Genomic DNA, 15,842 nt, shown 5'->3' with positions numbered 1-15,842 from the left:
TATGCAGGAAACAACCGTTGTGCCTTACTTTATTACGGGCATTGGTACCGATGTGGGCAAAACTGTATCGTCAGCGATTGTAGCACGTGCGTTGAACGCATGGTACTGGAAGCCCATCCAGGCCGGACTGGAACCCGGGACCGATCAGCAAACAGTTGCTGCGTTAGCGGATATGCCCGCCGAAAAAATACTGCCCGAAAGTTATCGTTTGCTGAAGCCCGCTTCCCCACACTGGGCCGCCAGGGACGAAAAGGTTCAGATCGATATTAAAAAGATCACGCGCGATTTCAGGAATATACTGGAACACATCAGCAAAACCTCTTCTGGGAAACAATACCTGTTGATTGAAGGCGCAGGCGGTATCATGGTGCCGCTCAACGAAAAACAGTTTGTTGGGGATATGATCAAACAACTGAGTATCCCTTCAATTTTAGTGAGCAGGCATTACCTGGGAAGCATCAACCACTCCATGCTTTCGGCAGAGTACTGCAGGATGAAAGATATTGAAGTGAAAGGCTGGATCTTCAATGGAAGCTATGGGCATTATGCCGATGAAATATGCCACTGGAGCGGGTTGCCCCAACTAGCCGCGTTCCCCGAACTGCCAGCCATCACCCCGGAAACAATTGCCGCGCAGGCCACGGAGTGGGCGGATACTTTAAAAAGGATACTATGACCAAAAAAGAACTCCGGAAAATATACATCGAAAAAAGGAACGCGTTATCCGAAAGGGAGGTGCTCCGTGCCGACGACCTGCTCCTGATCCGGTTCCAGCAATTGTATTTCGAATCACTGAACGTGGCGCACAGCTATATGGCCGGTCCCGGGAAGAAAGAATTTGATACCACGCATATCCTCGATTACCTCCGCTTTCAGTACCCCGAACTGGTGGTGGCCGTTCCCCGTATTTATCCCGGCTCTTTTGAAATGGAACACATTGTTGTGGACGATGACACCGTTTACCAACCCAATACCTGGGGTATCCCCGAACCAATAGAAGGAACGGTGATTGAACCTTCAGCCATTGACCTGGTATTGGTGCCGCTGCTCTGTTTTGATGAACGCGGTTACAGGGTGGGCTATGGAAAAGGTTATTACGACCGCTTCCTGGCGCAATGTCGGCCCGATGTGGTTAAGCTGGGATTATCTTATTTCGAACCTGTTCCCGTTATCACGGATGCCGCTGATTTTGACGTACCTTTAAATTACTGTATCACACCGGAAAATAGCTATGAATTTTAATTTCCCGCTGCTGAAGCCGGTCCGCATGTTGTTGCTGCCAATCTCCCTGCTGGCCGGTATTTATATTTTTATCAGGAACAAACTCTACGATAAGGGCATTTTGCGCTCCGCGAGGTTCAGTCTGCCGCTGATCGGTGTAGGTAACCTCGCGTTGGGCGGAACGGGCAAATCGCCTATGGTAGAATACATTGTTCGTTTACTGAAAGACCAATACAACGTGGCTACCCTAAGTCGTGGTTACAAAAGGAAAACAAAGGGTTATGCGCTGGCTGGTGTGGATACCACCGCATTGGAGATTGGGGATGAACCCATGCAGTTCCACAGGAAATTCCCTGGTATTTCAGTAGCGGTGGGAGAAGAAAGAATTGTAGCCATTCCCCAACTGCTGCACGACCGGCCCGATACGCAGGCGATTATTCTCGATGATGTATTCCAGCACCGTCCGGTGCAGCCCGGGTTAAACATCCTCCTTACGGATTACAGCAACCTTTATACACGGGACTGGTTCATGCCCACCGGTGATTTGCGGGATGAGCGCCGTTCCGCCAGAAGAGCGGATATTATCGTGGTTACCAAGTGTCCGGATGATCTTTCAGCAGAAAAGAAAAAAGAAATATTGGCTGAAATAAACCCGGTACCAGGGCAGGAAGTTTATTTTTCGGCTATCCATTACGGTGAACCATATCATATCATCAAAGGAAATACCGCCCCGCTGGTAGAAGAAACCGAAGTATTGCTGGTGTCCGGCATCGCCAATCCGCGCCCGTTGAAACAATACCTGCAGGAGCATACCAAGACCTATTGGATGATGGCCTATGGCGATCACCACATCTTCTCGATAGACGATCTAAAAGAGATCATACGGAAGTTTCAGTCGCTCACTAATCCCGATAAACTAATTCTTACCACCGAAAAAGATGCGGTACGGTTATTGAAATTTGGCAAAGAACTGTCGGAACTTCCTGTGTTCGTGCTGCCTGTGGAGCACCGCATTTTATTCGGGGAAGCTGAACAATTTAATAGCAGAATCCTTACATTCATAGAGAAATTCCCTATGAACCATAATACACTTTCATGAAGAAAAAAAAACAAGGCAAACCAGGCAAGAAGAGATCGGCTCCGGAACTCAGTTTCAGGGGTAAACTGGAAGTGTCGCGCTCCGGAATGGGCTTCGTGATCGTGGATGGTCTCGAAAGGGATATCATGATCCGTCCTTCCGATATGCTTACCGCTTTGCACGGGGATACCGTAAAAGTGGACGTAACGAAAGACAATCCTGTGAGCGGGAGGATGCAGGGCGTGATCACCGAAGTGATCAGCCGGAAACAAACGGATTTTACCGGAACCATACAGGTGAGCAGGAACTTTGCGTTCTTTACCGCCGACAACGATAAACCTATGCCCGATATCTACATTCCGCTTACCGAGTTGAATGGCGCGGAGAACGGGCAAAGGGTGGTGGCCCGCATCACCAGATGGGAAAAAAATAAAAAGCCGGAAGGCGTGGTGGTCAGCCTGCTGAGCAGTGAAGACGCCAACGACGCGGCCATGAAAGAAATACTGCTGGAGAACGGCTTCCCGCTCGATTTCCCGGATGAGGTTATGGAAGAGGCGGCCAGGTTGCCGGACGTGATCTCCAAAGCGGAGATTAAAAAAAGAAAGGACTTCAGAAAAATACTCACCTTCACCATTGATCCGGTGGATGCCAAAGATTTTGATGATGCCATCTCTTACCGCAAAACAAAATCGGGGTATGAGATTGGGGTGCACATCGCCGATGTGAGTCATTATGTTGAACCCGGGACTGAACTCGATAAAGAGGCCTACAAAAGAGCGACTTCCGTTTACCTGCCGGACAGGGTGAATCCCATGTTGCCGGAGCAGATATCGAACGTGTTGTGTTCCCTCCGGCCCAAAGAAGAGAAACTCGCTTTCTCCGCCGTTTTCGAAATGGATAAAAAGGGAACGGTGAAAAAATACTGGATCGGCAGGACGGTTATTTATTCCGACCACCGGTTCACCTATGAAGAAGTGCAGGAAATCATTGAAAAAAGGGAAGGACTATACGCAGAAGAAATACTGCACCTCAACCAGTTGGCGCAGCAATTCAGGAAAGAAAGGTTCGATAAGGGCGCCATCAATTTCTCTTCTACGGAAGTACGTTTCAAACTGGATGAGAAAGGTAAACCCGTTGGCATTGTAGTAAAAGAAAGTAAGGAATCGCACCAGTTGATCGAAGAGTTTATGTTGCTGGCGAACCGCACGGTCGCCACCCATGTTTCCGAGATCAAATACAAGGATAAGGAGGTGCCGTTCCCATACCGTGTGCACGATCAGCCCGATGAAGAGAAACTAAAGCCATTCGTGGAGTTCGCGCTCAAATACGGGCACCGGTTCGACCTTACTTCTCCAGAAAAAATCGCGGCCTCATTCAATGGAATGCTCGCCGCTGTTCACGGAAAGCCGGAACAACATGTTTTGGAACAACTTGGTATCCGCACCATGGCCAAAGCGATTTATACTACCGGAAATATTGGTCACTATGGGTTGGGATTCTCCCATTACGCGCACTTCACTTCACCCATCCGCCGGTACCCTGATGTGATGGTACATCGGATTGTGCAGGAATGTCTGGATAACAATATTCATCCCGATAAACGCCTGGAAGAGAAATGCAAACACTCCAGTGAACGGGAACGTGCGGCCATGGATTCTGAACGCGCATCCAACAAATACAAGCAGGTGGAGTACATGCACAATTACCTCGGCGATGAGTTTGAAGGCGTGATCTCCGGCGTTTCTTCCTTCGGCTTCTGGGTGGAAACCGTGGAACACAAATGCGAAGGATTGGTGAGCATCGCGAGTTTGAGTGACTACGATGAATTCCGGCATGTGGAATCGGATTACGCCCTGGTGGGCAGAAGAAGTGGCCGGAAGTTCAGGATGGGTGATAAAGTGACCATCAAAGTAGTGGCGGCGAATCTCACCAAGCGGCAGCTTGATTATGAATGGGTGATTGCCTCGGCTATTAAGGAGGAACACGAAGAACAGCGTCCTCCAAGGAAAAAAGACCAGCAAAAGAAAGGTGGTTCCGGCCAGAAGCAGAAGCCCGGCAAAAAGAAATCAGCAAAAAAACAATAGGCGTACATGCACTCGTTTGAAGAACTTACCCGTTTATTCCTGGAAAGATTTGAGCACCGGCATTTCCCGGAAACACCGGCCAGCCTGTATGATCCCGCACACTATTTCCTGGGCCTGGGCGGCAAACGCATCCGTCCCGTAACCTGCCTTATGGGCAACGAACTGTTCGATGACATCATCGCCGATTCCTGGCACGTGGCCACCGCCATTGAGCTGTTCCATAATTTCACCCTCATCCACGATGACATCATGGACAAGGCGCCGCTGCGCCGCGGCATGGAAACCGTGCACACCAAATACGGCGATAGCACCGCGTTGCTGGCCGGTGATGTAATGCTGGTGGTGGCTTACGATCATATCAATAAAGTACAGTCTGGTTACATCCATAAAATCATGTACCTGTTCAACAAAACGGCACGTGAAGTATGTGAGGGACAGCAACTGGATATGGATTTTGAAAAAAGAGCGTATGTAAGCCTGAACGAATACATCCGCATGATAGAACTGAAGACCTCCGTACTGCTGGCCGCCAGTCTGCAGATGGGTGCGGTATTGGGTGGTGCCGGAGATGCCAACCAACATCATCTCTACGAATTCGGCAGGAACCTGGGCATCGCGTTCCAGGTGCAGGACGATTACCTGGATGCCTTCGGCGATCCTAAAAAATTTGGAAAGCAGGTAGGAGGGGACATCCTCTCCAATAAAAAGACCTTCCTCATGATCCACGCGCTGGAAACGGCCACCGCTTCGCAAAAACAGGAACTGGTACGGCTGATGGAAGAAAGCCCCGCCGATAAGGTCGAGAAAGTACTGAACGTGTTCCGGGATTGCGGTGTGGATGAATGGGCGCTCCGCCTGAAACAACAATACCTTGATACAGCCATACAACACCTTGAAGATATTGCCGTACTTTCGGCACGGAAAGAGCCGTTGAAAAAACTGGCCTCCTTCCTGATCCAACGGGAACACTAAAAACTGCTACCTAAACTAACCGACACCAATGGCCAGTAAACTTTTCAGGAAGAAATCCATTGAATCCATCAAACGTGAATACGAAGCCGGCCAAACGGAGCATGGCAAAATGAACAAGGTCCTCAATGTCCGCGACCTTACTTTTCTCGGTATTGCCGCGGTGGTGGGCGCCGGTATTTTCTCCACCATCGGTGGTGCCGCTTACAACGGCGGACCCGGTATTTCTCTCCTGTTCGTCATCACGGCCATCACCTGCGGGTTCTCAGCATTGTGTTATGCGGAATTCGCGAGCCGGGTACCGGTTGCGGGAAGCGCATATACCTACTCGTATGTTGCTTTCGGGGAACTGATCGCCTGGGTGATCGGCTGGGCCCTGATACTGGAATACGCTATTGGTAATATTGTGGTGGCCATTTCCTGGAGCGGGTATTTCAACAACCTGCTCGTACACATTTTCAATATCCATCTTCCCGACTGGATGCTGGTAGATCCTCAATCGGCGGCATCGGCCTTTAAAACCGCCACAACGGCCCTGGCATCGGGTACAGTCACCGATCCGGAGCAACTGAAAAGTTACGCCTTCGTAGTAGAAGCCTACAACAAAGCGCCGCAGATCGGCAGCACAAAAATATTCTTCAACCTGCCCGCCTTCGTGGTGGTGGCGCTCATTACGTGGATCGCTTATATTGGGATCAAGGAGAGCAAGCAGGCTTCTAATTTTATGGTTATCTTCAAAGTGGCCGTCATCATTTTCGTGATCATCGCCGGCGCGTTTTTCGTGGACACAAACAACTGGGTTCCGTTCATGCCGAATGGATTTGAAGGCGTGCTGAAAGGTGTTTCCGCGGTATTCTACGCGTATATCGGCTTCGATGCTATTTCCACCACCGCCGAAGAATGTAAAAATCCGCAGCGCGATATGCCCCGCGGCATGATCTATTCCCTCCTGATATGCACGGTATTGTACATCCTCATCGCCCTCGTCTTAACAGGCATTGAAAACTATGCCGCTTTCAAAGACGTGAACGATCCGCTGGCTTTCGTCTTCGAAAAACGTGCACCCTGGATCGAGAAGATCATCTCCATCAGCGCCGTGGTGGCCACCACTTCAGTATTACTCGTATTCCAGCTTGGTCAGCCCAGGATATGGATGAGCATGAGTCGCGACGGATTATTACCTAAAAAATTCCAGCAGATCCATCCCAAATACCAGACCCCCTCTTTCGCTACCATCATCACGGGTATCATTGTAGGCGCGGGCGCGCTTTTCCTGGAGGGCGGACTGGTAACTGATCTTACCAGCATTGGTACTTTTTTCGCTTTCGTGCTGGTATCCGGTGGGGTATTGCTGCTGCCGCCCGCAGCCAAAGAGCCGGGCAAGTTCAAACTGCCGTATGTGAACGGGCAGTTCATTGTGCCCGGACTGTTGGCCATCTTTATCTGGCTCTTCCGGGTACGTATAAGCGATGCTTTTACCAATATCGGCAACGAAGGGTACCAGGAAATCCTGTTCCTGCTGTTCCTCGCCGTGGCGCTGCTGCTCACGGTGCTTACTTTTATCCGTAAATATTCGTTGATCCCGATTATGGGTGTGCTCTCCTGTTTGTACCTGATGATAGAGATTCCCGCGGTGAGCTGGAAATGGTTTTTTGTGTGGATGGGGCTGGGGCTGGCGATTTATTTTCTGTACGGGCGGAAGAATAGTAGGTTGGCGTAAAGCGGTTTTGCGGATTCGCGTGGAAAGGAATATTTCTCGCAACGACGCTACGGCGCAACGTTGGCGTAATATTATGTTCTATTCTGTTGCTTTATTTTATAATTGGGGATTTTATTTTCTATTTTTTTTGAGTGGAAAGAATAGAAATAAGAATCCTGTAACAATGCACGCTTAAAACAACAGCTTTACTACAAAAAGCCGTCCCTTAACTCGACAGCCCGTTGCGCCGTGGCGTCGTTGCGAGAAAAAAACTTCCCTCACAGAAACCATCCAAAACATAATGAACGCCTTGCGTCCTTGCTCCTGCGAGGAACGAAGCAGTGCGTCGTTGCGAGGCACGAAGCAATCACGTGAAACTGCGCCAAAAGAAAAACGGCCCTCCTCCCGGAAGACCGTCTTCAAAATCATTATCAGAAAAGCCTATAAACTCGCCGCAAGCTCAGTACCCATTTTCACATAATCAGCATTATTAGCAGCCTTTGCCAGTTCCACACAGGTTTTCGCGCTTGCTTTCGCGCCTGCTTTATCACCGGCGTCTTTTTGGATTTTAGCTTTCAGGAGGTACATCCAGAAAGGCTTCTGACCGGCCTTTTCAGCGGATTCGATGGCCCCGTTTGCATAGCTGAGCGCTTTGGTCAGGTCTTTTTCCCACTCGTAGTAGAAGTTGGCGGCCTGGAAGTAGGGCTTGCGGTCGCTTTCCATGGCTTTGTCGAGCTGGGCTTTGAGGCGGTCCTTCACTTTTGTTTTCACGGGAATAGCCACGGCGGTGTTCTCCCACATGATATGAATTTCGCAGCTTTCGTTCTGCACGTTGGCGATCTGCATGGTGAAGGTCTCGTTTTTGGTAGCTGTTTTCATGGAAGGCACTTTCAGGCGAACCACATCTTCGGCTTCTTTATAACCATCAACACCCCAGTTGCCGATGCCTTTGTTGAGCACAATCTCCCATTCGTTCTTTTGGGGAATGGTGTAAATGGCGTAGCTGCCGGTATCAATCTGCTTGCCGCCAATTTCCACCACATCGGTGAATTTCACGCGGGTGGCGTTGTTTGCGCCGGTGCGCCACAATTTACCCCAGGGCACCAGGTTGCCGAATACTGTTCTTCCTTTTGCGTTCGGACGGGAATAAGTAAGTTCGATGCTGCCCAAACCAAATGCCTGCTTAATGTTTTGAGTGGTGCTGGGCTGTGGCATGTTTACCTGGGCGAAAGCGCCGTAAGCCATGCACGCGGCAACGAACGTAGAAATGATCTTTTTCATCACGTAGAGTTTTATTGATTGGATTGCAAATTTGAAATAATTTTCAAAGATAGGAGTTATAGATATGCTACAGGCATTCTCTATATTTACAAACAGGGAAGTTTTATCCCTGCCCGACCATAAACCATCGCGGATGAGGATATGCTTTTTTTTGCTCCTTTTTACTTTGCTTGCGCCGGGTATGGTACGCGCCCAGCAAAAGGACAGTGTGTTGCAGCATGGTATTAACCTGTACAACGCAGGAAACTACAGGGAAGCGGTAACCGTATTTGAGGGACGTTTGAAAACCGCCGAGAAAGAAAAAGACCTGCCAGCGCAAACCATTCTTTGTAATAACCTCGGCAATGCCTGCTCTCAAAAAGGTGATGCGGTAAAGGCGCTTGGGTATTACCAACGGTCCGTGAAACTGGCGGAAACACTGGGCAACGATACGGCAAGGGCGAAAGCCATCAAAAATATCGGAACGTTATACGAATCTCAGAAAGACTTTGAGGCCGCACTCCGGCATTACCAGGAAGCCGAAATACTTGCTGAAAAAATCAGAGATTCCCTGATCCTGGCCGATTGCGCCAACAACAGGGCCATGATACTGGAGCAACAACAACGTTATGATACCGCGTTGAAAGCATACCGGCAGGCATTGGGTATTTACGAGCGCAAAAACCTTGACGACCGCGTGGCACTTACGCTGAACAATATGGGCGTGTTGTATAAAACGCAGGGAGATTATGCAAAAGCCCTGGAATACTACGGCCGTTCAGCACAACTTTCAGAAAAGATTGGCGACCAGTTTTTCGTGGCCGCGAACTATATTAATATGGGGAACGTGCACCGGTTGCTGAAACAGCACAAACAAGCCGTGGCACTTCATGAGCAATCGCTGGCCGTAGGTGAAAAAAACAGTATGGCCACCATCATCACGGAAGCCTATGCGAACCTCTCGGAGGATTATGCCGCAGCCGGGGATTTTGCCAAAGCGTACAGTTTGCATAAACGGTACAAAGCCGTACAGGATAGTTTCCTGAATGTGGAAAGATCGCGCCAGCTTGCGGAAATGCAAACCAGGTTTGAAACGGAAAAGAAAGAACAGCAGATCACATTGCTGAACAAGCAGAATACCATCCAGCAATTGACCATCGGGAAAAGAAATACCACCATCGGCATCATCGCTATTGCTTTCCTGGCCGCGATAGCACTGGGATTACTCTTTTATAACCGTTACAAATTAAAACAGGAAACGCGCTTACAGGCCGCCGTTATGGAGCAGCAGGATATCGCTGCCAAAGCCGTGATTGAAGCGGAAGAACAGGAGCGGCGCCGCATCGCCGGAGACCTGCACGATGGGTTGGGACAATTGTTCTCCGCTGTGAAAATGAACCTCTCGGAATTTGCGCACCGCGTGGAAGAGATCGCCAAACCTGAGGATAAATCATTGCTCGATAAAACCATAGCCATTACCGATGAAAGCTGCCGGGAAATACGTTCCATCTCCCACCAGATGATGCCGAATATATTGCTGAAATCAGGACTGGTGAGTGCAGTAAGGGATTTTATCGATAAGATTCAATCTTCACGCCTTAAAATAAGAGTAGATACATTCGGGCTGCAGGAACGGCTTGATCCGCACATTGAAACCGTGCTGTACCGGGTGATCCAGGAGTCGGTAAACAACGTGATCAAACATTCCGGCGCGGATACACTGGATATCCAGATGCACAAAGAGGAAACCGAAATATCCATCACCATTGAAGACAACGGGAAAGGTTTCGATGTGAAGGATGTGGAAGCATTCGCGGGAATCGGGTTAAAGAATATGATGAACCGCATCGCAGTATTGAAAGGACATATTGAGTTCGATTCCGCGCCGGGAAAAGGCACGGTGGTATCCGTGAGCCTGCCCTTGAACGGGAGCGCCTGATCACTTGTTGTACGCGGGATGAAAGCGTTGTAAGGTTTCGCGCAGGTATTCCCGGTTAAGGTGCGTATAAATTTCGGTGGTGGTAATACTTTCGTGACCCAGCATTTCCTGGACCGCACGCAGGTCGGCGCCGCCTTCCACGAGGTGCGTCGCAAAGGAGTGGCGGAAGGTGTGGGGAGAAATGCTTTTCTCAATGCCCGCGGTCCTTGCCAGGTCCTTCAAAATAAGGAAGATCATAACCCTTGTGAGGCGTTTCCCCCGTCTGTTCAGGAAAAGTATGTCTTCTTCTCCTGGTTGAACGGGTTGCAACCTTCTTACCGTATCCATATAAATGGCGATGTATTTCAACGCTTCTGATCCGATGGGGACCAGCCTTTCTTTATCGCCTTTGCCCGTTACACGGATGAATTCGAGGTCGGGGAAAATGCAGGATATTCTCAGGTTTACCAATTCTGAAACGCGCAGTCCGCAACTGTAGAGTGTTTCCAGCATAGCCTTGTTACGTGTGCCTTCCGGTTTGCTGAGGTCTATGGCATCAATGAGCGCCTGGATGTCTGTTACACTTAATACATCAGGAAGGGCGCGTTGTAAACGTGGCGCTTCGAGTAACAAAGCCGGATTACTGGAAATAAGTTGTTCCTGCTGGCAATACCGGAAGAACGCCTTTATGCCCGAGATAATCCGGGCCTGCGAACGGGCCGTCATACCCAGCGCTGCGATCTGGCCGATGAATGTTTCGAGTTGCGCCAGTGTAATATCTGAAGGAGAAGTGCCGGGGGCTTCCGCTTCGAGGTACTGAATAAGCTTGTCCAGGTCGTAGCCGTAGGCTTCCACGGAAGTATCAGCCAGTGATTTTTCCAACTGAAGGTATGCTTTGAATCCTTTGCGGTACGCTTTCCACATGGCTCAAATATCCTCAAAAAACGCAAACCTGGCCATATGGTGTTCCACCATGAGGGAGAGTACACTGAACTGAATGTTTTTCCAATAGGGATGGAGGGCCATGTATTGTCTGGCCGCATCTTCCAGCATACCGATCTTTTTCCATGATACAGCCGCTTCGGGCCATCCGAATGCGTCGCTGAAACGGGTTTTCACTTCAATGATGTGTAAGGTGCCGTTCTTTTCAGCGATAATATCAATCTCTTTTCTGCCTGTGCGCCAGTTGCGTTGCAGGATGCGGAACCCATTCCGGCTGAGCCACCATGCGCCCGCGAATTCGCCTAAATTCCCCCTGATTTGTTGGATGCCCATGCGATACCTTTATATTTGTAACCATTAGATGAAAACTATGACAACTACGAAAAGGATATTTCCCCTGCATGGGAAGGTACAACACTACGCCTGGGGTGGCAACCGTTTTATCCCCGAACTGTTGGGGGAGAAAAACACCGATCAGCAACCGTTCGCCGAATACTGGATGGGTGCACACGACCAGGTACCGTCTTTGATTGAAACAGAAAATGGCGTACAACTCGGATTGAACACCTTCATCCGTGAAAATACGGTGGATGCACTCGGTGAATCAACCGCCCGCGCCTTCGGCAGATTACCCTTTCTGTTTAAGGTGCTGGATGTAAAAGAAATGCTGTCGATACAGGTGCATCCCACGCGCGAAGAAGCCATCAAAGGATTCGCCAGGGAAGAGGCGGCGGGAATGCCAGCGGGTGACCCTTCCCGTAATTATAAGGACGATAACCACAAACCAGAGGTAATGGTGGCCCTCAGCGATTTCTGGCTGCTCCATGGTTTCCGGAAAAAAGAAGCCATCCGCCATGCACTGGAACAGCAGGCCGCCTGGCATGCCCTGATCCCCGTACTCGAAGAAAAAGGAATAAAAGGGCTGTACGAAACCGTGATGAATGCCTCGCAGGAAGAAGTGGACAAGATGCTGGCACCTCTGGCCGAACAGGTGTTGCCGCTGTATAAAGACAACCTGCTCTCCAAAGCCGATCCCGCTTTCTGGGCAGCGCGCGCCATCGAACAATACAGCGGCGGAAAAACCGAAAAGCTGGACCGTGGCATATTCTCTATTTACTTTTTTAACCTGGTGCACCTGAAGGAAGGAGAGGCTATTTTTCAGGGGGCTGGAATTCCACACGCTTATCTTGAAGGGCAGAACATGGAGCTGATGGCCAATTCAGACAATGTGCTGCGTGGCGGGTTAACCCCAAAGCATATTGATGTGGCCGAACTTATCAGGCATACTTCTTTCGAAGAAGTAACGCCCGCAGTGATGCAACCTACAGCAGGAGAAGACGGCTCCATCGAATACCCGTGCCCGGTACCTGATTTTTCGATGAATGCGGTGGAATTGTCCACCGGTGGGAAATGGTCGCAGAAAAGTTATTCGGCGGAAGTCGTGTTTGTTCAGAAAGGACAGGTGGAACTGGTAAGCGGTGACACGGTACTGCCTTTGACAACCGGCAGCGCTGCATTCGTGATGGCTGATACTCCGTATGAACTGGTAGGTACGGCCCAGGCTACCGTGTTTATCGCCGGTGTTCCACGGTGAAAAAACGTGGAATAAGGAAAAGAATATTGGTTACTTTTGCATCAGAACGTTAAAACAGAAGCATGAAACTGAACAGATCCACCATAGTTATTTTTGTTGTGATGGTAGTGCTGGCGGCCCTTTACCGGCTTGTACCCGAACGTCCGCTTGGTTTTGCCCCGCAGATCGCGATGGCGCTTTTTGGTGGTGCCGTTATTAAAGACAGAAAGTTCGCCTTTGCGCTTCCACTGCTTTCCATGTTTATTTCCGATTTGCTTTACGAATTGGCTTATACCCAGGGATGGCTGTCCATGCAAGGTTTTTATGAAGGACAATTTACCAACTATGTGCTGTTCGCCGGACTTACCCTTATCGGTTTCCTGCTCCGCGACCTGAAAGTTTTCAAAATAATGGCAACCACCATTGTTGGCCCGACCTTGTTCTTCCTGGCCTCGAACTTTTTCGTATGGCTGGAAGGCGCCGGTTTGAATCGTCCTAAAACATGGGATGGGCTGGTGATGTGTTATACAGATGCGGTTCCTTTTTATGAAGGAAGCCTGGTTTCAACCGTGTTTTTCTCCGTGGTGTTGTTTGGTGGATATTTCTTCATCAATGGGATGAAGGAAGTGAATAAGGTGGAAACAGCAGGGTAGGTGGAGTATGTATTAAGTTTAGAATATCAACTGATAAAGAAAATGGGGTATCAAAAAATTGATACCCATTTTCTTTATCAGTTAGGAATATTTTCCCATTTATTTGATGCCCAACGTGTTTCTCAGTTTATCAAAGGGCTTACCCGTGGCGTCGTCGCGCCGTTGCGAGAGACCTGCTTTCCGCTTCTATGAAATGGCTTATTAAAAGTTATCCCCCCGCTTCATACCCATAATCTACCAGTAAATCCCTGCCATCAGCGGCTCGGGTAGCCAACTCATCACAACGGTTGTTGTAAGGATTATCCGCATGTCCTTTCACCCAAACAAAACGTATCCGGAAAGGGCGCGACAATTCATAATACTTCCGCCACAAATCCGGGTTCTTCTTCCCCCCTTTAAAATTGTTCGCGATCCACCCATTCAGCCAGCCCTTCTCAATCGCGTTCACCACATACTGACTATCGGAATAGATCACTATGGGCAGATCGGTTCTTTTCAACTGCTCCAGGCCCGCGATTACGGCCCAGAGTTCCATGCGGTTGTTGGTCGTTTTCCGGAAACCCTGAGAAAGTTCTTTTACTTTATCGCCCCACATCAATAAAGTGCCGTATCCTCCGGGGCCGGGATTACCCCGTGAAGAACCATCTGTATATATCGTGATCTGGTTGGTGGTCATTTTTTAACATCCGTTTGAGCGGCAAAACTAAGGATTGAAGTAAACAAGCGTTGTTTTATTTTATCATAAACAAGGAAAATATAGTATTGATTCCCAGTAGAATAAAAAGGCTATTTTAATTTTTAAACCTGGAATACGCCCGTTTTAAATGGGGCGATTTCCGGGTTATGACTGGCTGCGGATAATCCCTCAGAAATGACTTTCCGGGTATCCATCGGGTCAATGATCGCATCCACCCAAAGCCTTGCGGCAGCATAATATGGAGAGGTCTGGATTTCATATTTTGCTTTGATCTTATCAAGCAGTTCCTTTTCTTCCTCGGGGGCCACCGTTTTGTCCTGGGCTTTCATCGCCGAGACCTGAATCTGCAACAATGTCTTAGCGGCCTGTTCACCACCCATCACCGCGATCTTCGCGGAGGGCCATGCGTAGATGAAGCGCGGATCGTATGCCTTGCCGCACATGGCGTAATTGCCGGCACCGTAAGAGTTCCCGATGATGATCGTGATTTTGGGCACTACAGAATTGGCCACTGCGTTCACCAGTTTGGCGCCGTCTTTGATGATGCCCGCGTGTTCGCTCCTGGAACCTACCATAAAACCGGTGACATCCTGGAGGAAAACAAGTGGGATGGTCTTCTGGTTACAATTCTGAATAAACCTGGCTGCCTTATCGGCGCTGTCGTTATAGATCACGCCACCCATCTGCATTTCACCTTTCTTACTCTTCACGATCTTTCTTTGGTTGGCCACGATGCCTACTGCCCATCCATCAATTCGGGCGTATCCGCAGAGAATGGTCTGACCATAATCTGATTTGAACGCATCAAAACTTCCTCCATCCACAATTCTTTCAATCACTTCCATCATATCGTAGGGCTTGCTTCCGTCTGAAGGGAAAACACCGTACAATTCTTCGGGGTTTTTCCCCGGCGCAACGGGTATAATTCTATCAAAAGAAGCTTTGGCCGGTGCACCGATCTTATCCATGATGCGCTTAACCTGGTCCAGACACGCTTCTTCAGTATCGAATTTATAATCGGCGATGCCTGAAATGGATGTATGTGTGTCAGCGCCACCCAATGTTTCCGCGTCCACCTCTTCTCCTATGGCGGCTTTTACGAGGTAGGGGCCGGCAAGGAAAATAGACCCTTTCCCGGTCACCATCAGTGTTTCATCGCTCATGATGGGAAGGTATGCACCACCAGCCACGCAGGCGCCCATTACGGCGGCAATCTGTGTGATGCCCATCGCACTCATTTTCGCGTTGTTGCGGAATATCCTTCCGAAATGTTCTTTATCGGGGAAAATCTCATCCTGCATCGGGAGGTAAACACCGGCACTGTCTACCAGGTAAATAACGGGGAGGTGGTTTTCCATGGCGATCTCCTGTAAACGCAGGTTTTTCTTTCCTGTGATCGGGAACCAGGCTCCGGCTTTCACCGTCTGGTCGTTCGCGACCACGAGGCACTGGCGTCCGCTTACATACGCCATTACGGCCACGGTGCCGCCCGCAGGGCAACCGCCTTCCGCTTCGTACATGCCAAAGCCAGCAAGTTGTCCGATCTCTATTATGGGAGCGGTTTTATCACACAAATAGGCGATGCGTTCACGGGCCGTTAGTTTACCGCGCTCTTTTTGTTTGGCAATGGCTTTTTTGCCGCCACCCAGACTAACTTCATCGAGGTGCCGGCGCAGTTTCGCCAAAGCCTGTTTCATGGTGTCTTCCTGTTGGTTAAAAGTGATGTCCATACGGCATTATTTCTTTGT

General features: G+C 49.5%; 14 protein-coding genes. 9 read left to right on the top strand and 5 right to left on the bottom strand.

All coding sequences use genetic code 11. The features are described 5' to 3' along the window. Position 1 precedes the first annotated feature (1 nt). The 6 genes from bioD to M4J38_RS09830 are packed head-to-tail and all read left to right on the top strand — an operon-like array spanning position 2 to position 7,072. Positions 2-676, top strand: coding sequence for a dethiobiotin synthase (bioD, locus tag M4J38_RS09855; RefSeq protein WP_251759388.1), 675 nt, complete (start codon positions 2-4; stop codon positions 674-676). Further along, the gene (locus M4J38_RS09850) at positions 673-1,242 is read left to right on the top strand and encodes a 5-formyltetrahydrofolate cyclo-ligase (RefSeq protein WP_251759387.1); all 570 of its coding nucleotides are present in this window, start codon (positions 673-675) and stop codon (positions 1,240-1,242) included. The genes bioD and M4J38_RS09850 overlap by 4 nt, the downstream gene beginning before the upstream one ends. Continuing rightward, the gene (lpxK, locus tag M4J38_RS09845) at positions 1,232-2,320 is read left to right on the top strand and encodes a tetraacyldisaccharide 4'-kinase (RefSeq protein ID WP_251759386.1); all 1,089 of its coding nucleotides are present in this window, start codon (positions 1,232-1,234) and stop codon (positions 2,318-2,320) included. Before M4J38_RS09850 ends, lpxK begins: the two co-directional genes overlap by 11 nt. Further along, positions 2,317-4,383: a ribonuclease R gene (gene rnr, locus M4J38_RS09840; protein WP_251759385.1), complete on the top strand. Its 2,067-nt coding sequence runs from the start codon at positions 2,317-2,319 to the stop codon at positions 4,381-4,383. The genes lpxK and rnr overlap by 4 nt, the downstream gene beginning before the upstream one ends. Before the next feature lie 6 nt (positions 4,384-4,389). Continuing rightward, positions 4,390-5,355: a polyprenyl synthetase family protein gene (locus tag M4J38_RS09835; protein WP_251759384.1), complete on the top strand. Its 966-nt coding sequence runs from the start codon at positions 4,390-4,392 to the stop codon at positions 5,353-5,355. Positions 5,356-5,383: 28 nt separating this feature from the next. Then, positions 5,384-7,072, top strand: a complete 1,689-nt coding sequence (locus tag M4J38_RS09830; protein ID WP_251759383.1) for an amino acid permease — start codon at positions 5,384-5,386, stop codon at positions 7,070-7,072. Between the two features lie 420 nt (positions 7,073-7,492). Here M4J38_RS09830 and M4J38_RS09825 read toward each other — a convergent pair whose 3' ends face one another. After that, entirely contained in the window at positions 7,493-8,332 is an 840-nt protein-coding gene (locus M4J38_RS09825; protein WP_251759382.1) for a DUF2911 domain-containing protein, read from the bottom strand. 133 nt (positions 8,333-8,465) lie between these two features. On the opposite strand from M4J38_RS09825, the gene M4J38_RS09820 reads away from it, so the two are divergent. Further along, positions 8,466-10,250 carry a tetratricopeptide repeat protein gene (locus tag M4J38_RS09820; RefSeq protein ID WP_251759381.1) on the top strand — a complete coding sequence of 595 codons (1,785 nt, stop codon included), beginning with the start codon at positions 8,466-8,468 and terminating at the stop codon, positions 10,248-10,250. On the opposite strand, the gene xerD is transcribed toward M4J38_RS09820, so the two are convergent. Beyond that, a complete protein-coding gene (gene xerD, locus M4J38_RS09815; protein WP_251759380.1) occupies positions 10,251-11,153 on the bottom strand; it encodes a site-specific tyrosine recombinase XerD in 903 nt (300 codons plus the stop codon). It lies immediately after the preceding gene. A gap of 3 nt (positions 11,154-11,156) precedes the next feature. Beyond that, positions 11,157-11,504 carry a YraN family protein gene (locus M4J38_RS09810; protein WP_251759379.1) on the bottom strand — a complete coding sequence of 116 codons (348 nt, stop codon included), beginning with the start codon at positions 11,502-11,504 and terminating at the stop codon, positions 11,157-11,159. Between the two features lie 37 nt (positions 11,505-11,541). On the opposite strand from M4J38_RS09810, the gene manA reads away from it, so the two are divergent. Both manA and M4J38_RS09800 read left to right on the top strand, forming a co-directional pair. Further along, positions 11,542-12,765 (top strand): mannose-6-phosphate isomerase, class I, encoded by a 1,224-nt coding sequence (gene manA, locus M4J38_RS09805; RefSeq protein WP_251759378.1) that lies wholly within the window; start codon positions 11,542-11,544, stop codon positions 12,763-12,765. 62 nt (positions 12,766-12,827) lie between these two features. Then, on the top strand, positions 12,828-13,397 hold the full coding sequence (locus M4J38_RS09800; RefSeq protein ID WP_251759377.1) for a DUF6580 family putative transport protein: 570 nt from the start codon (positions 12,828-12,830) through the stop codon (positions 13,395-13,397). A gap of 208 nt (positions 13,398-13,605) precedes the next feature. Here M4J38_RS09800 and rnhA read toward each other — a convergent pair whose 3' ends face one another. Both rnhA and M4J38_RS09790 read right to left on the bottom strand, forming a co-directional pair. Beyond that, a complete protein-coding gene (rnhA, locus tag M4J38_RS09795; protein WP_251759376.1) occupies positions 13,606-14,073 on the bottom strand; it encodes a ribonuclease HI in 468 nt (155 codons plus the stop codon). Between the two features lie 122 nt (positions 14,074-14,195). Next, positions 14,196-15,824 carry an acyl-CoA carboxylase subunit beta gene (locus M4J38_RS09790; protein ID WP_251759375.1) on the bottom strand — a complete coding sequence of 543 codons (1,629 nt, stop codon included), beginning with the start codon at positions 15,822-15,824 and terminating at the stop codon, positions 14,196-14,198. Between the last annotated feature and the right edge of the window lie 18 nt (positions 15,825-15,842).

Source organism: Parasegetibacter sp. NRK P23 (genome assembly GCF_023721715.1).
Classification (GTDB): Bacteria; Bacteroidota; Bacteroidia; order Chitinophagales; family Chitinophagaceae; genus Parasegetibacter.
The sequence above is the reverse complement of the archived record's forward strand: the minus strand, read 5'-3'. Positions and strand labels throughout refer to the sequence as shown.